Source organism: Caballeronia sp. NCF2, assembly GCF_023631205.1.
Lineage (GTDB): Bacteria > Pseudomonadota > Gammaproteobacteria > Burkholderiales > Burkholderiaceae > Caballeronia > Caballeronia zhejiangensis.
The window spans coordinates 117694-140567 of sequence record NZ_JALQDN010000019.1; the positions used below are offsets into that span (position 1 = coordinate 117694).

Sequence of the window (22874 nt, forward strand, 5' to 3'; positions counted from 1 at the left end):
TACCGAAACCCGATGCGCGAGCCAATGGCCTTCAACTCGTCCGCCCGACCGGCAATCGACCCGCCCTCTCCCTTCAGCTTCAGCAATAACGAACTGCGCACCGGTCCCTTCGCGCTGCGATCGGAGTCCACGGAATCGTTCGGGTCCGAATCCGCGTCGCCGGGCCAGCACGACGGCATCGCCGATTCTGGCGGAGAGCCGAATCGATACCGCACGATCTGGCTGTCCGATATCCACCTCGGCTCGGGCGGCTGCCAGGCGCCGTATCTGCTCGATTTCCTGCGGCACCACGAGTCGGAGTATCTGTATCTCGTCGGCGACATCATCGACGGATGGCAGCTTCGCAAAGGCTGGTTCTGGCCGCAGGCGCACAACGACGTCGTGCAGAAAATCCTGCGCAAGGCGCGAAAGGGCACGCAGGTCGTGTACATCCCCGGCAATCACGACGAAGCGGCGCGCCAGTTCTGCGATCTCGCGTTCGGCGACATCCACGTTCGCGGCGAAGCCTTTCACACGACGCTCGCGGGCAAGCGTTTATGGATCGTGCACGGCGATCTCTTCGATGGCGTGATCCAGCACGCCAAATGGCTCGCCTATCTCGGCGACACCGCCTACACGATGATCCTGCTGCTCAACCGCTGGTTCAATCGCGTGCGCACGAAGCTCGGCTTCAACTACTGGTCGCTGTCGCAATACCTGAAGCATCAGGTCAAGAACGCGGTGAACTTCATCTCGCAGTTCGAGCGCGTGATGACCGACGAAGCGCGCCGCCGCGGCTGCGACGGCGTCGTGTGCGGGCACATCCACAAGGCCGAAATCCGCGACATCGACGGCATTCTCTACTGCAACGACGGCGACTGGGTCGAGAGTCTCTCGGCGCTCGTCGAAACCTACGACGGCGAACTGAAAATCGTCTACTGGACGGTGATGCGCTCGCCGGAAGCGCGGCCGGCGAAAGCACGCGCGACCGTCTGACCACGAACGAACCAACGGGGCCAAAGCCGATGAAGATCATGATCGTTACCGACGCATGGGAACCGCAGGTCAACGGCGTCGTGCGCACGCTCACGCAGACGACGAAGGAACTCACCGCGCTCGGACATCGCGTGGAATTGCTCACGCCGCTCGAGTTCAGAACGATTCCCTGCCCGACCTATCCGGAGATTCGCCTGTCGCTGATGCCGGGACAGCGCGTCGCGAGCCGCATCGACGCGTTCGGGCCGGACGCGCTGCACATCGCCACCGAAGGTCCGCTCGGACTCGCGGCGCGCGCGTATGCGCTGCGTCACAAGCTGCCGTTCACGACCGCGTACCACACGCGCTTTCCGGAGTATGTGAAGGCGCGCTTCGGCATCCCGCTCGCGCTGACGTATCGCTTCCTCCACTGGTTCCACAAGGGCTCACAGGCGGTGATGGCGCCGACGCCCGTCGTCAAAAGCGATCTCGAAAAATACGGCTTCACCAATGTCGTGCTGTGGACGCGCGGCGTCGATCTCGACATCTTTCATCCGATGGAGTCGAAGGTGCTCAACACGGCGCGGCCGATCTTTCTGTACGTCGGGCGCGTGGCCGTGGAAAAGAACGTCGAGGCGTTTCTCAAGCTCGATCTGCCCGGCTCGAAGTGGGTCGCGGGCGAAGGTCCGGCGCTCGCGGAGCTGAAGTCGCGCTATACGAACGTCAACTATCTGGGCGTGCTGTCGCAGCCCGAGCTCGCGAAGGTCTACGCGGCGGCGGATGTCTTCGTGTTTCCCAGCAAGACCGATACTTTCGGCCTCGTGCTGCTCGAAGCGATGGCCTGCGGCACGCCGGTCGCGGCCTATCCGGTGACGGGCCCGATCGACGTGCTCGGCGAAAACGGCCCCGGCGCGCTGGACGACGACCTTCACGAAGCCTGCCTGCAGGCGCTGAAAATCGAACGCGCCGATGCCCGCGCGTGGGCCGAACGCTTCTCGTGGCGCGCGGCCTCGGAGCAGTTCGCATCGCATCTGCGCCAGTTCGGGCCGCGCGCCGCGAGCTCGGACCGGGCAGCGGCATGACGCGACACGCCGTGGCGCAGGAACGGGCCGAAGCGAACGCGCGAGGCGCTTCGTCCGCGACGGGCCGCGCGCGCGATCCCTTCGACGATGACCCCGAAGACATCGACGAAACGTCCGCGCAGCCGCCCGAGCCGCTCGGCCCCGACGACCTGCCCTTCAATCCGTACAAGGGCAACCGCGGCTTCACGCGCGCGTGGCACGCGATGAAAAATTCGCTGTACGGTTTTCGCGTCGCGATTCGCGAGGAAAGCGCGTTTCGTCAGGAATTGACGCTCGCCGCGATCCTGTTGCCGTGCAGCCTTTTCGTGCCGGTCGCGCCCGTCGAGCGCGCGGCGCTGATCGCGTCCGTGCTGCTGGTGCTGATCGTCGAGTTGCTGAATTCGAGCGTCGAGGCGGCCATCGACCGGATATCGCTCGAACGTCACGAGTTGTCAAAGCGCGCGAAGGATTTCGGCAGCGCCGCGGTGATGGTCGCTCTCGGCGTCTGCGTCATTACCTGGGGTCTGATTCTTTGGCCGTTTGCATCCGCTTGGCTCGCGCGTATCTTATAAAAGAGAATTCGTGCGCTCAAAGCTCGCGTCCGTGCCGCAGAACGACCGGTTTATAATCGTCCGATATTCTCAAAAATAGCAACGGAAGCGGCCGCGCGAACGCTCATCCCGAGCCCTCGCGGCCCGATCCCAAGGTCGGACGACATGGAAGCCAAACCACCCCGCCGCACCCGCGAACGGATACTCGAGCTGTCGCTGAAGTTGTTCAACGATATCGGCGAGCCGAACGTCACCACGACGACGATCGCCGAGGAGATGGAAATCAGTCCAGGCAACCTGTACTACCATTTCCGCAACAAAGACGACATCATCAACAGCATCTTCGCGCAGTTCGAGCAGCAGATTCAGAAGCGTCTGCGCTTTCCGGACGATCATCGCCCGACGATCGACGAGATGTGGTCGTATCTGCAATACATGGCGGATTTCCTGTGGACTTACCGGTTCCTGTATCGCGACCTGAACGATCTGCTCGCGCGCAACCGCACGCTCGAAACGCACTTCAAGCAGATCATCACGCACAAGGTGCACTTCGCGAGCCAGTTGTGCGAGGCGCTCGTGGCCGATCAGGAAATGGTCGCGACGCCCGAGGAGATCAAGGTGATCGCGACGAACATCGGCGTGATCGCGACGTACTGGCTGTCGTATCAGTACGTGATGAATCCGCGCAAGTACAACGATCAGGAAGCGATCCGCACGGAACTGCATCAGGCGAGCCTGCATATCATCTCGATCATGGCGCCGTATCTGCGCGGACGCTCGCGTCAGCTCTTCGACGATCTCGTTTCCGGTAAGCTGCCAAAGCGCGAGTATGCGGATTTCCTGCCGCCGCGCGAAGACGCGTCCAACGCATCGAACGCGTCGAAGACCGAAATACCGAAGGATTCCAGATAAATGAAGGCAGTTTGTGTTTATTGCGGCTCCGCGACCGGCGCCCGCCCCGTCTATGCCGAAGCGGCCAAGGCATTCGGCCGCGCGCTCGTTGAGAACGATCTCTCGCTCGTCTACGGCGGCGGCCGCGTCGGGCTGATGGGACTCATCGCCGATGAAGTGCTCGCCGCGGGCGGACGCGCCGTCGGCGTGATTCCCGAGTTGCTGCTCGCGAAGGAAGTGGGCCACACGGATCTCACCGAATTGCACGTCGTGCCCGACATGCACGAGCGCAAGAAGAAGATGGCCGATCTGTCGGACGCGTTCGTCGCGATGCCGGGCGGCGTCGGCACGTTCGAGGAGTTTTTCGAGGTCTACACGTGGGCGCAGCTCGGCTATCACCAGAAGCCGGTCGGCTTGCTCGACGTGAACGGCTACTACGATCCGCTCATGGCGATGCTGCGTCATACGGTCGACGAAGGCTTCATGCGCGAGGCGTATCTGGATTTCATTCAGGTGGCAGCCGAACCCGGCGAGATGATCGCAAAGCTGAAGACCTACACGCCGCCCGCGATCGACAAGTGGTCCGAAAAACGTAACGCCGTCTGAGGAGCGGAACCGATGTCGAAAGTCATCCTGATTACGGGGGCAAGCCGCGGCATCGGCCGCTCGGCTGCGGTGCTCGCGGGCGCGCGCGGCTGGTCGGTCGGCGTCAACTACGCGTCGAACGCCGCGGCCGCCGATGACACCGTCGCGGCCGTCGTTGCGGCGGGCGGCAAGGCCATCGCGATTCCCGGCGACGTCAGCGACGAAGCCGCGATCATCGCGATGTTCGACGCGACCGAGAAAGCCTTCGGCAAGATCGATGGCGTCGTGAACAACGCGGGCATCGTCGCGCCCGGTTCGATGCTCGCGGACATGGATATCGCGCGCATGAAGCGCATCTTCGACATCAACGTGCTCGGTGCGTATCTCTGCGCGCGCGAGGCGGCGCGGCGCATGTCGACTTCGCGCGGCGGCAAGGGCGGATCGCTCGTGAATGTATCGTCGGCGGCGGCGCGGCTCGGCGGGCCGAACGAGTACGTCGATTACGCGGGATCCAAAGGTGCGATCGACACGCTCACGATCGGGCTGTCGAAGGAACTCGGGCGCGAAGGCGTGCGCGTGAACGCGATTCGCCCCGGGCTCATCGATACCGACATCCACGCGAGCGGCGGCAAGCCGGATCGCGCGCACGTACTTGGCGTGCAGACGCCGATCGGACGCGCGGGCACCGCCGATGAAGTCGGCGAATCGATCGTATGGCTGTTGTCGGATGCGTCGTCGTATGTGACGGGCGCGATTCTGGACGTGTCGGGCGGGCGTTGATCAAGCAGGCTCGGGCATGAACTCGAGCCGATAACCGCGCTCCTCGAGCATCTTGACCACAGGCGGCTCCAGCGGATGTTCGTCGATGTGGCGCCGCGTCGCGCCATAACGCACGACCGGCGGATCGATGCTGGCAAGACGCCGCCATGAACCGTGCATGCCAAATACAGCGTGAAGGTTCACGCCGATGTGACTGAGCGCGGCATGTTCGAAACCGAAACGCGCCGCGACTTCGAGCGGCGCGAACCGCAGACCCACGGCTTCCAGCTCGGGACGCAACATGCAGGTGAGTTGCACGTCTTCATGCGTGGCGTCGTTGAACCAGCTCATGGCGATCGGCTCGGAATCGCTGACGTCGGGCGGCGGGACCACCATCCGGATGTGCGGATGATCGACCAGCGCACGAAGCATGCGACGGCTACGGAGACTGAAGCCTCCGTTGAGCACCGGAATCACGACGGAGTCCGGGTTCTCGAGATCGCCGTACCAAGAAAAATCCTTCTTCCAGTAAATGCCTTCGGGTCTGTCGACGCGCGCGAGGTGTCCGGGCGCGCCGATATAGTCGTATTCGAGGAATTCATCGGTCCAGTTCGACGCGTCGAGCAGCCAGCCGTCTTCCTGGACGATCAGCACGTACTCCGTTTCGACCATGCGCCACAACGCGAACATCATGAAAAGGCTGTATTCCTTGAAGCTCAGCGGCGCGATGGCACGGTGACGAATGTCCGGCGGAAGATTGCCGGGTGCGGACGGGCTTAGAAGCAAGGCGGAAGCGCCGGGCATTTGCCGGCGGGAGAATTCGAGCGCCAGCGCCGCGCCGTGGGCGTCGTTCAGTCCGGTCACGGAGACCAGAGTGATGTTGCTGAAATCGGGCATGAAACACGTCGGATGATAAGGATGCCGAGCGATTCTAAATCACTGGCATTCGACGCCATCTCAAAAGGCTGGGTCATTCATCGACGCGCATTTGGCGGCGAGAATATGGTTTTGACGCGGAAAGTGCGCGATCACTTTCGATGAAGCGAGCAAATCGATCGGGTGGCTGATGTCGCATATGTCGTTATCGACACCGAACTCAGGCGCGCGGCAACTGTTCAGATCGTTGAAGGCCCGCGGCAGGCGAGCCTTCCATTCATACTCGACGACGTCTCGAGCGCGTAACAGCGGGATCTGCCCTGTCAGCTTCGTTTGATCGCCAGGATGCTCTCAACGGCCTTCCGGGCATTGATGAGACCCGCGCCACAACCCTCCGGACACTGTGCGGCCATCGATGTCGCCGTTGAAGTCAGGGCGGACTTTATCTCGTCGACGGTCGCCCCAGGGTTCGCCTCAAACATGAGTGCAATCACTCCTGCTACGTGCGGAGTTGACTGCGATGTGCCACTCAATATCGAAAACATGGAGTTGGATGCGGGAACGGTCTTACCTGTATCGATGGTCGAGATGATCGATCCGCCGGGGGCCATCACAGTGACCGGCGGCCCGTAATTCGAGAATACAGCTCGATTGCCACCGGAATCCGTTGCACCAACAGTGACGATCCCGTTGCAGTTCCCAGGCTGCTGCGTCGAAACTTCCCCCTTGCCGTTAGGCCCGTTTCCGGAAGCAGTCACTCATTATTCGGATACCTTATTTGCTTCGTATCCTTAATTTAACCGACCGTAAAACTGAACATTGCACCCAGATACTATGCGACCATGCCGTCCTCCTTCGTCGATGATGAGTTCCCGAAAACCTCCCTAGCGTCATCGTCTGGGGGCGATGTCTTCCAGTGCGTCGCCCTATGCCTGCTCACTCCGCAGCGAACGTTACGCGATACCCGCGCGCCTCCAACATACGCACGACATCCATTTCCCGGAATGCCCGCTGTGCCAAACTGCGTTTGACTTTGTACTCCACGCTCGGTGGATCGATGCTGACCAAACGGCGCCAGAAAGCGTGATGGCCGAAAAGGTCCATGAAATCGGCATCGCCATAGATAGGACCGGAATCTTCGACTGCAAAGCGCTTGCACAAATCGAGCGGAGCATACTTGATCCCGACAGCCTCGAGTTGCGGACGCAAAGTGGCAGTCAGTTGCACGTCTTCATTGGGTGCGCGATTACTCCAGCGCATGCGAAATTCGCTGTTATCGAGTAATTCCGGCCGCGGAATCTCAACCTTGATTTCCGGATGATCCATCAATGCGCGCAACATGCGCCTGCTGCGCAGGCTGAAGCCTCCATTCAAAACAGGCCGCACGACATGACCCGGACGATCTATCCGATCGCGCCATTTGAAGTGTGAAATCCATTCGGTACCGGCGGCCGATTCGACGCACGCCTGATGAACGGGTGCCCCTATGTAGTCGTAGTCGAAGAATTCGTCACGCCAGTTATTGCCGTCCAGAACCCAGCCATCATCCTGCAAGACGAGCGCGAAATCGGTGTCGATCAGCTTCCAAAGCGCAAACATCACGAACCAGCTGTATTCGTGGTAGTTCATGGGAGCGATCTTGCGGTGCGCGATTCCTTCAGGCAGCCCGCGCGGCGAATTCGGGCTGCAAAGTAATGCGCGCGCGCCTGGCATCTGTCTGCGACTCAATTCCAGCGCTGGAACGGCGCGCGTGGCGTCCTGCAAACCTGTTACGGAAACCAAAGTAATTCGATTAAAGTTCGCGCGCGTCATGCTGTTGCGATGGTCCGATATATGAATAGTGCCTTGATACAGCGGTATTCATATTAGGGGCGCATCGCTCATGCATCAATAGAACTAATCGGAAAACGGATCGTCAACGACCAATGTCAATCCGTTCGATCGACGATGTGACGCGGGCTTCCTCACGTAAAAGGGATGCGGCACACGCTTCGCCCGTGGGTCAAAACCCGCCATGCGCCGCCAGCCACGCCTCCTCATCGGCGCGCATTTCGCGTCCGAGAATCCGATTGCGATGCGGAAAGCGTCCGAAGCGCTCGACCACTTCTGCGTGCTCCAGCGCCGATTCATGGAAGCTCGAAACGCCGGTCTCTTCTTTCAGCTTTGCGAATAAGCGCAGCGCCTCGCGCTGGCTCCCCATCGATTCATCGTGCTCGAACGGCATGTACGCGAACGCGCGATGGTACGCACTCGGCAAGCGCAGATCGTCGCCGCGCTCGACCAGCGTCTTCGCCAGCGCGAGCGCACGCGCATCGCCCGCAAACGCGCGCGGCGTGTTCCGATTACAATTGCGCGAAAACTGATCGATGAGCACGATCAGCGCAAGCGTGCCGAGCGGCGTGCTTTCCCAATCGCGCAAGCCGCCCGCGTGCGCCTCGTCGAGCAGCGCGCCGAAACGTTCGGTGAGCAGCGAATCGAAGGCGCGCTTCTTCTTCCACCACAGCTTGCGATCCTGACCGAATTCCGCTGAACCGGGCGCGCCGAACCAGAGATCGAGCACGGCCTGAGCGCGCGGATCCATGTTCAGACGAGTTCCAGCACCAGTCGCCGCGTGCGCGCGCTCTTCTTCTCCAGCTTCGCGATGCGCAACTCGCCGATCTCCTCCGTGTTGCGCACATGCGTGCCGCCGCACGGCTGCAGATCGACATTCTCGATGCGCAAGAGACGCACGCGGCCGAGGCCCGTCGGCGGCTTCACGCTCATCGTGCGGACGAGCTCGGGACGCGCGGCCATTTCATCATCGGTGATCCATTCGGTCTGCACGCCGTGCGCGCCGCCGATCAGCGCGTTGAGCTTCGCTTCGACGGCTTCGCGCTCGATCGGGTCGACCGTCGCGAGATCGAGCCGCGCGTATTCCGTCGTGATGCTGCAGCCGTCGACGGGATACGGCAGCACCGCGCAGATCAGATGGCTCGCCGTATGCAGCCGCATGCGCCGGTAACGCTGCGCCCAGTCGATCTCCGCGCTCACCTTGTCGCCGGTTTTCAGCTTCGCAAGCGCATCCTCCTGACCGGGCGCGGGAACGTGAACCGCGTCATCCGGCGTTGCGCCTTCGAACTTCGCCTTGCGCGTATCGGCGATCGCGATGACCGTGCCGTCCGCGAGCGTCAGCGTGCCGGCATCGCCCGCCTGGCCGCCGCCGAGCGGATAGAACACGGTTTGATCGAGGTGGATGCCCTGCTCGTCGATGGCGGTGACGGTCGCGTCGCAACGCGTTTGATAAGCGTCCTCGCGAAAGAGTGCGCGTGTGCTCATGGTCGTGCTTCCTTGCGATGAGGCGAAAAAGCCGATGATGCATCAGCCGCGCCCCGCCTGAACCGGTACAAAAGAAAGCGAATCAACCGGGACGGTTGCGCATCCAGTCGGCGGTATCGAAGAACGAAGTGAGCAGCCGCTCGCGCAAGGATGCGTCGATGCCGATGTCTTCCATCGCCCACGCCATGCAGCGCAGCCATTGATCGCGCTCGCTCGATGCAATCGCGAACGGCAGATGCCGCGCCCGCAAACGCGGGTGACCGAAGCGGCTGATGTAGTGATCCGGCCCGCCCATCCAGCCGCACAGGAACCAGAACGTCTTGTCGCGCGAATTGTCGAGCGTCGGCGGATGCAGCGCGCGGATGCCCGCGAACTCCGGCTCGAGGTCCATCAGATCATAGAAACGGTCGACGAGCGCGCGCACGCGCTCTTCGCCGCCGACCAGCTCGAAAGCGGTCGGCTTTTGCACATCGTCTTCGGGATTGACGTCGGTCATTGCTCTGATTCGAAAAACTACGCGTCGCGCAGCGATTGCAGCGCGGGGCGCGCCAATACGCGCCGCAGGCTCAGCCAGCCGCCGAGCCCCGCGCACGCGACGCCCGCGACGATGCCCACCGGCACGAGCCACGGATTGAAATCGATATGAAACTCGAACACGCGCGCCGCCAGCACATAGCCGATGCCCTGCGCGCCGACCGCGGCCATCAGCCCGGACAGCGCGCCCACGGCGACGAACTCGGCGACCTGCACCGAGCGGATCTGTCCGTGCGACGCGCCGAGCGCGCGCAACAGCGCCGATTCGCGCACGCGTTCGTCGCGCGTGCCGGCAAGGGCCGCGTAGAGCACGAGCACGCCCGCCGCGAGCGTGAAGAGGAACAGGAACTGCACCGCGCCGATCACCTGCGCGAGCGTGCGATGAATCTGCGCGAGAATCGGCGCGATATCGATCGCCGTCACGTTCGGATAACGCGCGACGAGCCCGTCGATCACGCGTTGCTCGTCCGCCGGCAGATGAAAGCTCGTGATGAAGGTCGCGGGAAGATCGGCGAGCGCGTCGGGCGGCAGCAGCACGAAGAAGTTGACCTTGAACGAATTCCAGTCGACCTTGCGCACGCTCGTCACCGGCGCTTCGACCGGCAGTCCGGCGACGTCGAAACGCAGCACGTCGCCCATCTTCACGCGGATCGTCTTCGCGATGCCCTCTTCGATCGACACCTGCGGCTTGCCGTCTTTGCCGAACCACGCGCCTTGCGTGACGCGGTTATCGCCGGGCAGTTCGGTCGTGTACGACAGATTGAATTCGCGATCGACGAGGCGCTTCGCGTCGGCACGGTCGTAGTTGTCCGGATTCACAGCCTTGCCGTTGATGGCGACGAGACGCGCGCGCACCATCGGCGAAAGCGCGGCGTCGGGCTGGCCGTGCGCGTGCAGATAGTCGAGCACGCCGGCGCGCTGGTCCGGCTGAATGTCGATGAGAAACTGATTCGGCGCGTCGGGCGGCGTCGCGTCGCGCCAGCCCTTGATGAGATCGTTGCGCGTCATGCCGATGAGCAGCAGACACATCAGCCCGATGCCGAGCGCGGTGATTTGCAGCGCGCTCGACCCGCTGCGCCGCTCCAGCGACGCGAGCGCATAACGCCAGCCGACGCCCGCGCGGCTGCGCTCGCGCCGCACGAAGCGCGCCGCCGCCCAGAGCGCCGCGCGCGCGATCGCGCCGAACACGAGCAGGCCCGCCGCGAAACCGCCCGCGACGATGCCGCCGAGCTTCAACTCGCCCGCCGCGACGATCAAAAGCGCCGCGAACAGCAGCACGCCGACGCCATACGCGGCATGGGCGACGCGTTGCGCATCGCCGAGTTCGCGCCGGATGACATGCACCGGCGGCACGCGCGTGATCGGCAGAAGCGGCGGCAGCGCGAAGCCGAGCAGCAGCACGAGCCCCATCGCGACGCCTTGCAGCGCGGGCCAGACGCTCGGCTGCGGCAGTTCGACATCGACGAGCGAGCCGAGCCAGTTCAGCAGCACGAGATGCCCGCCGAAACCGAGCACGACGCCCGCCGCGCTGCCGATCAGGCCGATCGCCAGAAATTCGTTCAGGAAGAGCGCGCGCAGCGTGCGCTGGCTGACGCCGAGACAGCGCATCGCGGCGCAGCCGTCGAGATGACGCCGCGCGAAACGATGCGCCGCCATCGCGATCGCGACCGCCGCGAGCAGCGCCGTCAACAGCGACACCAGCGTGAGGAAGTGGCTCGCGCGATCGATCGTCTGGCGCACTTGCGGCTGGCCGTCGGAGAGCGATTCCAGCGCGACGCCGCGCAGCTTGCCGCCATCGACGTTCTCGCGCGCGAACTTCGCGAACTGCTCGACCTGGCTGTCGGAACCGGCGACGAGCAGGCGATACGTCACGCGGCTGCCGTAGCCGATGAGCCTCGTGGCGGCGATTTCGTCGGCGCGCATCATCAGGCGCGGCGAGAAATTGACGAACGAGAAGCCGCGATCCAGTTCGCGCGTGATGACGCCCGCGACCGTGAACGTGCGCGTGCCGACTTTCACCGTGCCGCCGACCTTCGTCTTGAGCGCATCGAGCAAGGCGGCGTCGACCCAGACGGTGCCGGGCGCGGGAATGCCGTGCGCGGGCGCATCGGCGGCGTCGACGGCGGGCGCGATGCGCAGCGCGCCGCGCAACGGATAGCCCTGCGTCACGCCCTTGATCGCCGCGAGGCGCGAGAGCGGCTGCGCGGACGTCGAACTGATCATGCTCGGGAAAATCGTCGTGCCCGCCGTCTCGAGTCCGAGCGATTTCGCTTGCGTTGCGAACATCGGATCGACGGGATGATCGGCGCGCACGACGAAATCGGCGGCGATCATCTGGCGTCCGTCGCGCGCGAGTCCCTGGCGCATGCGATCCGCGAGAAACCCGACGCTGGAGAGCGCCGCCACCGCCAGCACCAGCGCGAGCAGCAGCATCGTGAGCTCGCCCGCGCGCCAGTCGCGGCCGGTCATGCGCCACGCCTGACGCATCGTCTGCATGAAACCGAGCGTGATGTGCGGATGCGAATGTCCTGCCTTACGTGCGGCCTGATCGTTCCTGAATGCGGTGCTCAATCGTGCTTGCTCCGCAGCCGGTTCATCCGATGTTCCGAGCTCGGCAGCATGTGCTTGGCCATGCGCGACACCCCGCCGTGCACGCCGCGCGCGAGCCTCGGCAGCGCCCAGCCCGCCAGCACCAGAAACGCGAGAAGCAGCACGAGAAACAGCAGCGGCACGAAGAGCGCGAGCGCGATGCCGGTGACCGCGCCGACATCCTCGGTCGCCGACGCCGCCCAGTTCGACACCGGCTCCGGCGACAGATTGATGAGCGCCCGCGTGCCCGCCTTCGCGAAATGCGATGCACCGGCGAGCGTGCCGCCCGCGAGCGCGGCGATGGTGAGCATGGCGGGATCGGCGTGGCCGAGGGAGCCGGCGGCGAGCACCGCGCCCGCCGGAATGCGGATGAACGTGTGCACCGCGTCCCACAGGGAATCGAAGGCGGGAATTTTATCGGCGAGAAATTCGACGACCGCGAGCACGCCCGCGACGCCGATCACCCACGGCGAGCCGAGCACCGCAAGCGAATCCGGCAGGTGAACGATTCCCATGCGCTGGAACATGCCGGCGATGAAAACAGTGAGATACAGGCGCAGCCCGCTCGCCCATGACAGGCCCGCTGCGAGCGAAAGTGACTCAAGCATTGCCGTCTCCCTTAATGCTGCCAGCCGCCGGCGTTCGCCGCTACGGGACGATTTGCCGACTGAAAAGAGCGGTCTTTGCGGCAGATGCCGGAAGAAGCCGCCTACATCCGCGAAGATAGAACGAAAACGCGCAAAACGTTGCGCTCAGACAAATGCGGATGACCTCGAACCATTATATCCACGCAAATACGCGCGGTGCAGCACGGTTCAAGCGATTGGCGTTCCCGGCGCCCTCAGTGTCCTGACGAGAGCTTGAGCCCGATCAGCCCGGCGACGATCAGCACCGCGCTCAGGATGCGCGCCGCCGACAGCGCTTCGCCCATGAACACGATTCCGAAGACGAACGCGCCGACCGCGCCGATGCCCGTCCAAACGGCGTAGGCCGTGCCGAGCGGCAGTTGCTTCATGGCCATCGCGAGCAGGACGAAGCTGCCCAGCGCGGTGATGACGGTAAAGACGGACGGTCCGAGCCGGGTGAAGCCTTCGGACGATTTGAGACCGGCCGCCCAGGCGACTTCCAGCAGACCGGCGACGAAAAGAAGAATCCAGGACATCGAGCGACTCCCTTGAAAATGGGGCCGTCCCCGACGAAACGATGCGCATGCGGTCGTCCGCATGGCTTAGGCGCGAAAGCCGAAGATTGTACCAAACGGGTGCATTCGCGGCACGCGCACGCGGCGCTTCGCCGCGCGGCGTGTGGTCGCGTTCCTTAAAACCATGCTATTAAGGAGAAAAGCGCCCGCGCGAGGCGCGCCTTTCGACACATCCGCTGCAAAAAGCCTGAACAAGGAGCGTTCATGGATGTCGACTCGGTCCTGCTCTCCCGCCTCCAGTTCGCGTGGGTCGTCGCCTTTCACATTCTGTTGCCGGCCTTCACGGTCGGTCTGTCGTGCTTCATCGCGACGCTCGAATTCAACTGGTGGATCACGAAGCGCGACGTCTATCGTCGCCTGTCGGCGTTCTGGCTGAAAATTTTCGCGGTGTCGTTCGGCATGGGCGTGGTGTCGGGCATCGTGATGCCGTTTCAGTTCGGCACCAACTGGAGCCGTTTTTCGGATGCGACCGCGAACGTCGTCGGCCCGCTCATGGGCTACGAAGTGCTGACGGCGTTCTTCCTCGAATCGGCGTTTCTCGGCGTGCTGCTCTTCGGGCGCAAGCTCGTGCCGCAGTGGGCGCATGTGATGTCGGCGATTTTCGTCGCGGCGGGCACCGTGATCTCGTCGTTCTGGATTCTCGCCGTCAATAGCTGGATGCAGACGCCGCAAGGCCACCGCGTGCTGCCGGACGGCCGCTTCGAAGTGGTGAGCTTCTTCGACGTGATCTTCACGCCGTCGTTTCCGTACCGGCTCGGGCACACGGTGAGCGCGTTTCTCGTGACGGCCGGCTTCGTGATTCTCGGCGTCGGCGCGATGTATCTGCGCCAGCGCCGCGCGCTCGAGGAAAGCCGCGTGATGGTAAAGATGTCGCTGATCTTTCTCATCATCATGGTGCCGGTGCAGATGGTGATCGGCGACGCGCATGGACTCAACACGCTCAAGCATCAGCCGGCCAAGCTCGCGGCGATGGAAGCGCTCTGGGAATCCGGCACGCGCGTTCCGGCCAATCTCTTCTCGATTCCCGATCAGGACGAGGAACGCAATCACTTCGAAATCTCGATTCCGGTGCTCGGCAGCATTTATCTCACGCACGACCCCAACGGCTACGTGCGCGGCCTCAAGGACTTTCCGCGCGAGGACCGGCCGCCCGTCGCGGTCGTATTCTTCGCGTTTCACATCATGGTCGGCATCGCGCTGCTGATGTTCGCGCTCGTGCTGTGGGGCATCGTGCAGTTCGCGCGCGGGCGCATCGAGACGAGCACGCGCTGGCTGCGCGCGGCGACGTGGGCGATGCCGCTCGGCTTCATCGCGGTGATCGCCGGCTGGACGACGACCGAGGCCGGCCGTCAGCCGTGGACGGTCTACGGCATCCTGCGCACGAAGGATTCGGTGACGCCCTCGCTCACCGCCGCCGATGTCGGTCTCTCGTGGCTGCTCTATGTGCTCGCCTATCTCGTGATCTTCGGCGCGGGTTTGTTCCTGCTGCGGCGGCTCGTGCGCGTCGGGCCGGCCGAAGTCGGCCATGCGCACGAAAAGGACGAACTCGATACGAAGGCGCGCGCGGCGCGTCCGCTGTCGGCGGTATCGGCGGGCGCGAACGGCGCGACGCCCCGCGTGAGCGAGGACGACATCGTGCCGCCCGGCCGCGGACGCAAATAAGCAACGAACCGGAGAACGCGATGCTCGATCTCGTGCCGCTGTGGGCCGCCATTCTCGCGCTGGCGGTGTTCATGTATGTGCTGCTCGACGGCTTCGATCTCGGCGTGGGCATGGTTTTTCTGCTGCGCCGCGACGCCGAATCGCGCAATCTGATGATCAACTCCGTCGCGCCCGTCTGGGACTTCAACGAGACCTGGCTCATTCTCGGCGGCGGCGGATTGTTCGCGGTGTTTCCGCTCGCGTTCGCGATCATCGTGCCGGCCGTTTATTTCCCGATTCTCTTCATGCTGCTCGGGCTGATCTTTCGCGGCGTCGCGTTCGAATTCCGCGAAGTGACCGGCGCGCGCAAATGGCTGTGGGACGGGGCGTTCGGCTGCGGCTCGCTCGTCGCGACGTTCTCGCAGGGCATCGTGCTCGGCATGTTCATACAGGGCTTCCCGATCGAAGGCCGCGTCTACGCCGGCACGAGCTGGAACTGGGTCGCGCCGTTTCCGTTGCTCGTCGGCGTGGGGCTGATCTTCGGCTATGCGCTGCAAGGCACGACGTGGCTCGTGCTCAAGACCGAAGGCGAACTGCAGGACTGGAGCCGCAAGATGGCGCGCTATGCGCTCATCGGCGTGATCGCGTTCATTCTGCTCATCAGCCTGTGGACGCCGCTCAAGGACGCGCGCATTGCCGCGCGCTGGTTTGCCTTCCCCGACAGCCTGGCGTTCGCGCCGGTGCCTGTGCTCACCGTGCTGCTCGCGTGGACGCTCTGGTCGAGCCTCGCGAAAGACCGCGACGTGCTGCCGTTCCTGTGCTCGATCGGGCTCTTCTTTCTCGCGTTCACGGGGCTCGTCATCAGCCTGTGGCCGTTCATCGCGCCGCCTTCGGTCACGCTCTGGGATGCGTCCGCCGCGCCCTTGTCGCACCAGTTTCTGCTGATCGGGACGATGTTTCTGCTGCCCGTCCTGATGATCTACGTGATCTGGTCGTACTGGGTGTTCCGCGGCAAGGTACGCGGCGACATGGGTTATCACGCGGAATAGTCAGAGCTTCTGCTGCGTGGCGAGCGACAGGAGGCGCGCCCATTTGTGCGCCTCGCCGCGATCGCGCATCGGCAGCGTCCATTCGCCGTGCTTCGCGTCCCGCACGTCGAGCACGACCTGCCACGCGCCGTTCGTTCCATTCGCCTGCCGCATGCGCGCGCCGCGCAGGTCCGCGAAGATATAGCTGCCGCGCTCGTCGCCGACGCGCACATCGCACAGACGCTTGCCCGCCGCGACCCGCACGCCGCCCCAGTCGGATTTGAGTTCGTGGGTCCAGTCGCCGTGTTCGCCTTTGCGCAGATTCGGCGCGATCTCGCGGCGGCTCGCGAGCCAGCGCATCACGCCCGCCGCGATGATCGCCAGCACGACGATCGCAACCGCCACCGCGACGCCGAGGCCGAAGTGCGCGTGTAGCGCGTCGAACGACCATATCGCGCCGTAAATCAGCAATCCTAAGACGATCAGTCCGACGACGATGGGCATCGCGCCTCCCGCACGCTCAATCGATGAGACCGCAGCGTATCACTGCGCCTTGTGCTTCGCGTTCCAGTCGCGCAGCGCCTGCAGCGTGTTGGCGACGTGCTGGTCCGGCGACAGGCTCGTGTATTCGTAGATGACGCGGCCGTCGGGCGCGATCACGTAGGACACGCGATTGGCCATCGTGCTTTTCATCGGCATGGAGGCGTCGTAGGACTTGATGATCTTCGAGTTTTCGTCCGCCGCGACCGGAAACTTGCTGCGGCATTCGCTCACCGAAAACTTCTTCAACGTATCGATGTTGTCGTGCGACACGCCGATGACCGTCGCGCCTTCGGCCTTGTACTGATCGACCGCTTCCGCGAACTCATGCGCCTCGATCGTGCAGCCCTTCGTGAACGCCGCCGGATAGAAGTACAGCACGACCGGGCCTTTCTTGAGGGCATCGGCGAGCGAATAGTCGTACACGTTGCCGCCGAGCGACGCCTGCGCGGTGAAGTCGGGCGCGGCATCCCCGGGCTTGAGCGTCGCGCCTGCGACGAGCGGATAAACGGCCGCGGCCGCGGCCATCGCCAGAACAGCAGCCGCTTTCATACCGGAAAATCTTTTCATGCGCGCTCCTTTCGAAGACCTCGTTCATGCAAAGACGCCGGCTATGCGTCGTCCTCGCCCTGATCCATCCGGTGTTGCGCGAACCACGCCGCCGCTTCGAATTGCAGTTTAGCGAGCACCGCGGGCGTGAGCACGTCGAGCGATGGCTGCGCGTGCCGGCTCGCGTCGATGGCGGGCGCATCGCCCCGCTCGGCAGCCCGCGCGATGCCGAGCAGCGCGCCGAGCAAGCCTTCGCCCGCGAGAATGGCCGTGCGGATTTCGGCCGCCAGATGGAGCTTATCGAGAATTTCCACGGGCTGCATGTTCAGCACGACATGCACGAGCGAGAAGATGCCGGTCATGAACGCGGCGTCGGAGAAGGCTTCGTCGGCGGGACGCAGCTTTTCGGCCGCGAGCTCCAGGAAGCGCGCGCGCGTGCCGACGAGTTGCAGCAGCGGATCCGAGCGCCACGGCAAACCGCTGCCGTCCGCGTAAAGCAGCAGCTGCGCCCAGCGCATCAACTGGCGCGTGCCGGTCGCGGCGATCGCCTCGCGCAACGACGACACGCGCCGCCCGCGCGTCTGCGCACTCGAATTCGCGAGACGCATCAGCTGCACGACGATATCCGGATTGCGCTTCAGTTCCGCTTCCAGCTCGCGCAGGCCCGGCTCGCCGGCGAGCACGGCCATGAGGCGCAGGAGCGAGCCGCGCGCCGGGCTCTCGCGCCGCGCCGAAAGCACCTGCGGCCGCGCGAAGAAATAGCCCTGAAAGAGATCGAAGCCGAGACGTTTGGCGCGCGTCAGATCGTCGAACGTCTCGATCTTTTCCGCCACGAGCAGCTTGCCGCGCCGCTTCACTTCCGCAGCGAGTAGCGGCAGATGCCGATCGTCCGCGGCGAGGAAATCGACCTTGACGATATCGACGGTCGGCAGCGCGGCATGCAGCGCGTCGTCGAGCTTCACGACGTCGTCGAGCGCGAAGCGAAAGCCCGCGTTGCGCAACTGCGCGCAGCGTTTGAATAGCGACTCGTCGAACGTGATGCTTTCCAGCAGCTCCAGCACGAAACGCTCGGGCTGCATGATGTGGACGATGTCGTCGAACAGCAGCTCGCGGTTCATGTTCACGTAACCGGGATGCGGCCCGAGCACCGCCGGCACGCCCATCTCGCCGATCGTGCGCGCGACGACATGCGCGGTCGCCTGCACGTCGTCGTGGATGCGGGCGCGATTGTCGGGGCTGTCGCGAAAGAGCAGTTCGTAGGCGACGAGCGCGCCTTCGCCGTCGAGGATCGGCTGACGCCCGACATAGACGCTTTGCCCGCGCCGCGCCGATGCCGCGCGCTTCAGGGAAGAATCGGGCATGGCGCGGACCGGTCGGATGCGCGCGGCGGCGCCGTGAAGCGTTGCGTGATGGCCGGCTCGATGGCCTTGGCTATGGCACAGGCCGGCCGCTTGGTGGATTCGATCATGGGGCGAACGAGTCGAACGGAATTCTGATGGTCAACAGCACGGCGAAAGCCCTGCGTCCGGCGGCACACCGACGAGAGAACGGGTTCCCGGCCGCAAACGCGCCACTGTAACCGAATTCTCCTGACGAGATAATATGAAACCTCATATCGACAATAACTGGACATTCTTGATGCCGCGATGCGCCCGCCGCATCCGCGCCGCCGGTTAAAGAAATCCCCGATCGCGCCGATAACTCGCCTGATAGAGCGTGTCGCGCCTCATTGCGGCACGTCCCGGCCGGAACCCGCGAGGCGCGTGTTCCGCGCGCCGCCGCCTGGCCGAAACAGCAGGCGCAGCCGCCAGAAACCAACGAGACCATGCAAGCGAACCGGATCAACGTCTCCCGCCGCGCACCGTGGCGCATCGCGCTCGATGCGCTCTCTCGCGCATGGGGAAGCGCCGCGCGCGAGCGGCATCCCGAGAGCGCCGGGGAGCCGCCCGCGCCCGCGACATCGCCCGGGGCCGGCGCGCCGGATGCGCCCGTCGCCGCCGTCGCGAATGCCCTGACCGACGCGTCCGAGGCCACGCTCGGCGCGGTCGACTTCCTCGCCCAGCTCGACGACGCGCTGCGCTTCCAGTATGTATCGGATGCGAGCATCGAGTTCATCGGCTATCACCGCGATTATCTGAGCATGCTGACGCTGCACGATCTCGTCGCATCCGAGGAAGCCGACGAGCTGCATGCGCTCGTCGCGCGGGCGCGCGTGAGCGGCAAGCTCGAATCGGCGACGCTGACGGTCGTGAAGTCGCTCACCTATCCGATCTGCGTCGAGTTGCGGCTCGTGTCGACGGCCGCGCGCGGCATGCCCGGCTTCGCGCTCGCCGCCTTCGACGTGACGCACTGGCGCGAGCGCGAAGCGGCGCTCGTGCATACGATCAATCACGATGCGCTGACGGGCCTCGACAATCTCATCGCCCTGAAGGCCGCGATCGTTGCGGCGCAGGACGAAGCCGAACTCACGCGCACGCACGCGGGACTCGTGCTGCTCGACATCGACGATTATCAGCGCATCAACCGCGCGCTCGGCTACGACGCCGGCGACGAGCTGCTGCGCGAAACCGCGCGGCGCATCCAGCATACGGCGGGACACGGCGAGCGGGTCGCGCGCGTGGCCGGCGACGAATTCGCCGTGCTGCTGCCGCCCGGCACCACGGCGGAACTCGCCGAAAGTCTCGGGCGGCGCTTGCTCACCGCGATCGCGCAGCCCTACCGGCATCGCGGGCAGCACACGCATTTGTCGGCGAGCGTGGGCGTCGCGCTGTATCCGGATCAGGCGGGCAGGCTCGCGAAAAGCGAAGCGCAGACCAACCTCTTGCGCATGGCCGATCAGGCGCTCGCGCAGGCGAAGGAATCGGGCGGCAATGCGCTCGTCTTCCACACGATCGACGACAACCCCGCTGACGCCGAGCGCCTCAAGCTCGAAGCGGACCTGTACGAAGCCGTGCGCAACGGTGAGTTCTCGCTCTACTTCCAGCCGATCACGAAGATCCGCACGGGCGCGGTGGTCGGCGTGGAAGCGCTGATGCGCTGGAATCATCCGGTGCACGGGCTCGTGCCGCCGTCGACGTTCATTCCGCTCGCGGAATCCATCGGCCTCATCAATTATCTGGGCAACTGGGTGCTGAAGGCCGCGTGCATGCAGATCGTGCAGTGGGACGCGATCGGCATCCGGCTCGATTACGTGTCGGTGAACGTGTCGCCGCAGCAGTTCCGCGACAAACGATTCACCGCCGCAGTGAAGGAAGCGCTCGCGCTCACCGGCATCGACGCGCGGCGGCTCGTGTTCGAGATCACCGAAAGCCTTTTGATGCACGATCCGGAGGAAGCGACGCGCCTGCTCGAAACGCTGACGACGATCGGCATCCGCTTCGCCGTCGACGATTTCGGCACCGGCTATTCGAGCCTCGCCTATTTGCAACGTTTTCCGCTCTCGAAGCTCAAGATCGACCGCAGCTTTGTCGAGAACCTGATTACGTCCCGAAACAATCGCGCGATCGTGAGCGCGGTGGTCGGGCTGGCGCAATCGCTCGGACTGGAGCTGGTGGCCGAAGGCGTCGAAACCGAGGCGCAGCGGGATTTGCTCGCGGACCTGGGATGCGACCATATTCAGGGCTGGCTCATCAGCCATGCGTTGCCGTCGGACGAGCTGGCGCGCTCGTTCCAGTCGCATTCGCTCGTATTGCACGAGACATTATGAACGGACGATTGTTCGTGTTTTAATCGAAGCACGCGCCGTAACTCCCTAATAACGTGTACATTTCGTTGTTGGGTGCTGGATTGCAGGACCGCCTCGGGTTAGCCGTCGCGTAACGAACGAGTTCTTATTTTTTTGCAATGGCACGCACCAAGGCCGAACTACTGGACAAGCTGTGGTCGCGCATGAGCGAGCGCGGGGATTTCCCCATGCTGTCTCAGGCGCTGCGCTCGACTGTGTCCGCAATGAGCGATGACGACCTCGACTTCACGTCCCTCGTGCAAGTCGTGCTGTCGGACGTCGGCCTCACGCAGAAGGTGCTGCGGCTCGCCAACTCGGCGATGTACATCGCGTTCGGCGGCAACATCACCACCGTCACGCGCGCGTTGATGGTGCTCGGCATGGACGCCGTCGGTCATCTCGTCGTCGGGTTGAAGCTCGTCGACCACTTCCATCAGAGCGCGCCGCGCCGTATCGACGCGAAGCTCGAACTAAACCGCACCCTGCTCTCGGGCGCGGTTGCGCGGCAGCTCACCGAGCACAAGGACTTGCGCTCCGCCGAGGAAGCGGTCGTCTGCACGCTGATGCGGCAGATCGGCAAGCTGCTCGTCGCGTTCTATCTCGAACACGAGTGGGATCAGTTGCGCCGCAAGGCCGCTTCGGAAAACATCCCCGACAGCGCCGCCTGTGCCGCGCTGCTCGGCGTCACCTTCGACGAGATCGGCCTCGAAGCGGCGGACCGCTGGCGTCTGCCCGAGACGATTCGCGAAGGCATGCGCGCGACCGATCCGAACGCGCCCGTCGATGAAACCGTGCCGAAGCACGTTCGCTGGCTGCGCGCGATCTCCAACTATTCGACCGAAGTCGCGGACGCGCTCACGGCGCAAAACGTGGCCGCGGACGGCCGCGAATCGGTGCTCTTCGATATCGCGAACCGCTACACCGGACCGCTCAACACCGACGCCGACACGCTCACGTCGATGAGCCTCGCGCTCGCGAACGAAGAAGCGAGCGACGGCGTGATGCGCGAGATCTCCGAGCTGCAGGCCAACGCCGATGCCATGGCGCGCGCGAACGTATCGGCGGAGGCGCGCATCGGCGCGAGCGTCGCGGACTTGCGCTCGTTGCCGTCAAAGAATGCGCTGGCGCCCGCGCTCGCGCTCGCGTCGGAATCGATACTCGGCAGCCTGCATCTGTCGCGCACCGTGGTGTTCGTGCGCCAGGCCAACAACGAATTCCACGCGCGTCTCGGCCTCGGCGCGGGCGTCGAGCCGATGTTGCCGAAACTGCGCTTCTCGGCGGAGTTCCGGCCCGACGTGTTTCATCTCGCGATCAGCAATCCGGTCGGCATCTTCATCGAGAACGCGCACGACGCGCGCATCGACGCCCGCCTGCCGCGCTGGTACAAGGAGACGCTCGGCGAAGCGCAGGCGTTCGTCGTGCTGCCGGTGAAATCGAACGATACGACCGTCGCGCTGATCTACGGCGACTGGACCTCGCCGCAACACGTGCGCAAGATCTCGCCCGCCGAGATGAGCGCACTGAACGAGCTCACGAAGGAGCTGAGCCGTTTTTTCTTTAGCGCGAACTGGAAGGAAGTCGAGCTCATCTGAGCGGCTTCCTTCTTGCGCGCAGACCCCTTCCTCCGCCTTATTCCCGCTTCAGAATCGCCACGGCCTGCTCGCCGTATCGCACGATATAGCCGCCGTGCGCGCGCTGCCATTCGCGTGCTTCCGATTCGTTCGCAAACCAGTTCTTTTCGTAGTCGTTGAACGCGCCGGCGTCGAGCCGATAGCGGTCGATCGCCGCGTCCGGCTGTTCGTCGATGTGGGATTTGCACGCGTCCCAGCCTGGGTAGCCGAGTTCGACGGCGAGCATCGAAAGCAGATGCTTCAGTTGCAGATCGTCGCGCATCGCGTGCAGATCGGCGAGGCGTTCCGCGCGCGTGACGTTCGTCGCGAGCAGGCGGCGCAGAACGGGCATCGACGCGCTCGTATCGCCGTCGCGGGCGTGACGAAGCAGACGCCGCGCATGTTCGCGCAGATAGTCGCTATTGGAAACGGAAGAAGAGATCGGACAGGATGTAGACCACATGAC

At 64.2% G+C, this 22874-nt stretch carries 23 protein-coding genes; 10 read left to right on the forward strand and 13 right to left on the reverse strand.

Annotation, left to right across the window (positions count from 1 at the left end; all coding sequences use genetic code 11):
- Positions 1–12 precede the first annotated feature (12 nt).
- From NCS02_RS09445 to NCS02_RS09470, 6 genes are all read left to right on the forward strand, one after another.
- Positions 13–975, forward strand: a complete 963-nt coding sequence (locus NCS02_RS09445) for a UDP-2,3-diacylglucosamine diphosphatase (protein ID WP_250523005.1) — start codon at positions 13–15, stop codon at positions 973–975.
- A gap of 29 nt (positions 976–1004) precedes the next feature.
- The gene (locus NCS02_RS09450) at positions 1005–2036 is read left to right on the forward strand and encodes a glycosyltransferase family 4 protein (protein ID WP_034473050.1); all 1032 of its coding nucleotides are present in this window, start codon (positions 1005–1007) and stop codon (positions 2034–2036) included.
- Positions 2033–2587 carry a diacylglycerol kinase gene (locus NCS02_RS09455; RefSeq protein WP_034473049.1) on the forward strand — a complete coding sequence of 185 codons (555 nt, stop codon included), beginning with the start codon at positions 2033–2035 and terminating at the stop codon, positions 2585–2587. Before NCS02_RS09450 ends, NCS02_RS09455 begins: the two co-directional genes overlap by 4 nt.
- A 144-nt stretch (positions 2588–2731) precedes the next feature.
- Complete coding sequence (locus NCS02_RS09460; protein WP_008341915.1) at positions 2732–3478, forward strand: TetR/AcrR family transcriptional regulator; 747 nt, start codon at positions 2732–2734, stop codon at positions 3476–3478.
- The gene (locus NCS02_RS09465; protein WP_244807439.1) at positions 3479–4063 is read left to right on the forward strand and encodes an LOG family protein; all 585 of its coding nucleotides are present in this window, start codon (positions 3479–3481) and stop codon (positions 4061–4063) included.
- A gap of 12 nt (positions 4064–4075) precedes the next feature.
- A complete protein-coding gene (locus NCS02_RS09470; protein ID WP_008341918.1) occupies positions 4076–4822 on the forward strand; it encodes an SDR family oxidoreductase in 747 nt (248 codons plus the stop codon).
- Here NCS02_RS09470 and NCS02_RS09475 read toward each other — a convergent pair whose 3' ends face one another.
- The 9 genes from NCS02_RS09475 to sugE form a co-directional block, all read right to left on the reverse strand.
- Positions 4823–5698, reverse strand: a complete 876-nt coding sequence (locus tag NCS02_RS09475) for a DUF5672 family protein (protein ID WP_034473046.1) — start codon at positions 5696–5698, stop codon at positions 4823–4825.
- Between the two features lie 302 nt (positions 5699–6000).
- Complete coding sequence (locus tag NCS02_RS09480; protein ID WP_075583547.1) at positions 6001–6435, reverse strand: S8 family peptidase; 435 nt, start codon at positions 6433–6435, stop codon at positions 6001–6003.
- Positions 6436–6613: 178 nt separating this feature from the next.
- Positions 6614–7489, reverse strand: a complete 876-nt coding sequence (locus NCS02_RS09485; protein ID WP_033535778.1) for a DUF5672 family protein — start codon at positions 7487–7489, stop codon at positions 6614–6616.
- 190 nt (positions 7490–7679) lie between these two features.
- Positions 7680–8258 carry a DUF924 family protein gene (locus NCS02_RS09490; RefSeq protein ID WP_250523006.1) on the reverse strand — a complete coding sequence of 193 codons (579 nt, stop codon included), beginning with the start codon at positions 8256–8258 and terminating at the stop codon, positions 7680–7682.
- 2 nt (positions 8259–8260) lie between these two features.
- Entirely contained in the window at positions 8261–8992 is a 732-nt protein-coding gene (locus NCS02_RS09495; protein ID WP_250523007.1) for an alanyl-tRNA editing protein, read from the reverse strand.
- An 82-nt stretch (positions 8993–9074) separates the two neighbouring features.
- Positions 9075–9488 (reverse strand): group II truncated hemoglobin, encoded by a 414-nt coding sequence (locus NCS02_RS09500; RefSeq protein ID WP_008341927.1) that lies wholly within the window; start codon positions 9486–9488, stop codon positions 9075–9077.
- 17 nt (positions 9489–9505) lie between these two features.
- Positions 9506–12022: an ABC transporter permease gene (locus NCS02_RS09505; protein ID WP_502800872.1), complete on the reverse strand. Its 2517-nt coding sequence runs from the start codon at positions 12020–12022 to the stop codon at positions 9506–9508.
- Between the two features lie 71 nt (positions 12023–12093).
- Positions 12094–12723, reverse strand: coding sequence for a DUF4126 domain-containing protein (locus NCS02_RS09510; protein ID WP_008341929.1), 630 nt, complete (start codon positions 12721–12723; stop codon positions 12094–12096).
- 233 nt (positions 12724–12956) lie between these two features.
- On the reverse strand, positions 12957–13277 hold the full coding sequence (gene sugE / locus NCS02_RS09515; protein ID WP_008341930.1) for a quaternary ammonium compound efflux SMR transporter SugE: 321 nt from the start codon (positions 13275–13277) through the stop codon (positions 12957–12959).
- Positions 13278–13520: 243 nt separating this feature from the next.
- On the opposite strand from sugE, the gene NCS02_RS09520 reads away from it, so the two are divergent.
- Entirely contained in the window at positions 13521–14978 is a 1458-nt protein-coding gene (locus NCS02_RS09520) for a cytochrome ubiquinol oxidase subunit I (protein WP_250523008.1), read from the forward strand.
- Between the two features lie 20 nt (positions 14979–14998).
- On the forward strand, positions 14999–16006 hold the full coding sequence (gene cydB / locus NCS02_RS09525) for a cytochrome d ubiquinol oxidase subunit II (protein WP_034473035.1): 1008 nt from the start codon (positions 14999–15001) through the stop codon (positions 16004–16006).
- Here the strand turns inward: cydB and NCS02_RS09530 are convergent, their stop codons facing one another.
- From NCS02_RS09530 to NCS02_RS09540, 3 genes are read right to left on the reverse strand one after another with little or no spacing between them, the layout of a single operon-like run.
- Positions 16007–16489 (reverse strand): hypothetical protein, encoded by a 483-nt coding sequence (locus tag NCS02_RS09530; protein WP_250439974.1) that lies wholly within the window; start codon positions 16487–16489, stop codon positions 16007–16009.
- Positions 16490–16528: 39 nt separating this feature from the next.
- On the reverse strand, positions 16529–17095 hold the full coding sequence (locus tag NCS02_RS09535; RefSeq protein ID WP_051996614.1) for a peroxiredoxin: 567 nt from the start codon (positions 17093–17095) through the stop codon (positions 16529–16531).
- Between the two features lie 41 nt (positions 17096–17136).
- Positions 17137–18435 carry an EAL and HDOD domain-containing protein gene (locus NCS02_RS09540; protein WP_008341935.1) on the reverse strand — a complete coding sequence of 433 codons (1299 nt, stop codon included), beginning with the start codon at positions 18433–18435 and terminating at the stop codon, positions 17137–17139.
- Positions 18436–18899: 464 nt separating this feature from the next.
- On the opposite strand from NCS02_RS09540, the gene NCS02_RS09545 reads away from it, so the two are divergent.
- The gene (locus tag NCS02_RS09545) at positions 18900–20780 is read left to right on the forward strand and encodes a putative bifunctional diguanylate cyclase/phosphodiesterase (RefSeq protein WP_008341936.1); all 1881 of its coding nucleotides are present in this window, start codon (positions 18900–18902) and stop codon (positions 20778–20780) included.
- Between the two features lie 137 nt (positions 20781–20917).
- Complete coding sequence (locus tag NCS02_RS09550) at positions 20918–22390, forward strand: HDOD domain-containing protein (protein ID WP_008341937.1); 1473 nt, start codon at positions 20918–20920, stop codon at positions 22388–22390.
- Between the two features lie 37 nt (positions 22391–22427).
- Here the strand turns inward: NCS02_RS09550 and NCS02_RS09555 are convergent, their stop codons facing one another.
- Complete coding sequence (locus NCS02_RS09555) at positions 22428–22871, reverse strand: hypothetical protein (protein WP_008341938.1); 444 nt, start codon at positions 22869–22871, stop codon at positions 22428–22430.
- Positions 22872–22874 lie beyond the last annotated feature (3 nt).

Excerpts from the sequence above, each read along its gene's own strand:
- NCS02_RS09460 (WP_008341915.1), top strand. The coding sequence starts at position 2,732 with ATGGAAGCCAAACCACCCCGCCGCACCCGCGAACGGATACTCGAGCTG.
- NCS02_RS09550 (WP_008341937.1), top strand. The coding sequence starts at position 20,918 with ATGGCACGCACCAAGGCCGAACTACTGGACAAGCTGTGGTCGCGCATG.
- NCS02_RS09530 (WP_250439974.1), bottom strand. The coding sequence starts at position 16,489 with ATGCCCATCGTCGTCGGACTGATCGTCTTAGGATTGCTGATTTACGGC.
- NCS02_RS09500 (WP_008341927.1), bottom strand. The coding sequence starts at position 9,488 with ATGACCGACGTCAATCCCGAAGACGATGTGCAAAAGCCGACCGCTTTC.
- NCS02_RS09495 (WP_250523007.1), bottom strand. The coding sequence starts at position 8,992 with ATGAGCACACGCGCACTCTTTCGCGAGGACGCTTATCAAACGCGTTGC.
- NCS02_RS09455 (WP_034473049.1), top strand. The coding sequence starts at position 2,033 with ATGACGCGACACGCCGTGGCGCAGGAACGGGCCGAAGCGAACGCGCGA.
- NCS02_RS09445 (WP_250523005.1), top strand. The coding sequence starts at position 13 with ATGCGCGAGCCAATGGCCTTCAACTCGTCCGCCCGACCGGCAATCGAC.
- NCS02_RS09465 (WP_244807439.1), top strand. The coding sequence starts at position 3,479 with ATGAAGGCAGTTTGTGTTTATTGCGGCTCCGCGACCGGCGCCCGCCCC.
- NCS02_RS09510 (WP_008341929.1), bottom strand. The coding sequence starts at position 12,723 with ATGCTTGAGTCACTTTCGCTCGCAGCGGGCCTGTCATGGGCGAGCGGG.
- NCS02_RS09555 (WP_008341938.1), bottom strand. The coding sequence starts at position 22,871 with ATGTGGTCTACATCCTGTCCGATCTCTTCTTCCGTTTCCAATAGCGAC.
- NCS02_RS09475 (WP_034473046.1), bottom strand. The coding sequence starts at position 5,698 with ATGCCCGATTTCAGCAACATCACTCTGGTCTCCGTGACCGGACTGAAC.
- cydB (WP_034473035.1), top strand. The coding sequence starts at position 14,999 with ATGCTCGATCTCGTGCCGCTGTGGGCCGCCATTCTCGCGCTGGCGGTG.
- NCS02_RS09540 (WP_008341935.1), bottom strand. The coding sequence starts at position 18,435 with ATGCCCGATTCTTCCCTGAAGCGCGCGGCATCGGCGCGGCGCGGGCAA.
- NCS02_RS09535 (WP_051996614.1), bottom strand. The coding sequence starts at position 17,095 with ATGAAAAGATTTTCCGGTATGAAAGCGGCTGCTGTTCTGGCGATGGCC.
- NCS02_RS09505 (WP_502800872.1), bottom strand. The coding sequence starts at position 12,022 with ATGCAGACGATGCGTCAGGCGTGGCGCATGACCGGCCGCGACTGGCGC.
- NCS02_RS09450 (WP_034473050.1), top strand. The coding sequence starts at position 1,005 with ATGAAGATCATGATCGTTACCGACGCATGGGAACCGCAGGTCAACGGC.
- NCS02_RS09490 (WP_250523006.1), bottom strand. The coding sequence starts at position 8,258 with ATGGATCCGCGCGCTCAGGCCGTGCTCGATCTCTGGTTCGGCGCGCCC.
- sugE (WP_008341930.1), bottom strand. The coding sequence starts at position 13,277 with ATGTCCTGGATTCTTCTTTTCGTCGCCGGTCTGCTGGAAGTCGCCTGG.
- NCS02_RS09470 (WP_008341918.1), top strand. The coding sequence starts at position 4,076 with ATGTCGAAAGTCATCCTGATTACGGGGGCAAGCCGCGGCATCGGCCGC.
- NCS02_RS09545 (WP_008341936.1), top strand. The coding sequence starts at position 18,900 with ATGCAAGCGAACCGGATCAACGTCTCCCGCCGCGCACCGTGGCGCATC.
- NCS02_RS09520 (WP_250523008.1), top strand. The coding sequence starts at position 13,521 with ATGGATGTCGACTCGGTCCTGCTCTCCCGCCTCCAGTTCGCGTGGGTC.
- NCS02_RS09485 (WP_033535778.1), bottom strand. The coding sequence starts at position 7,489 with ATGACGCGCGCGAACTTTAATCGAATTACTTTGGTTTCCGTAACAGGT.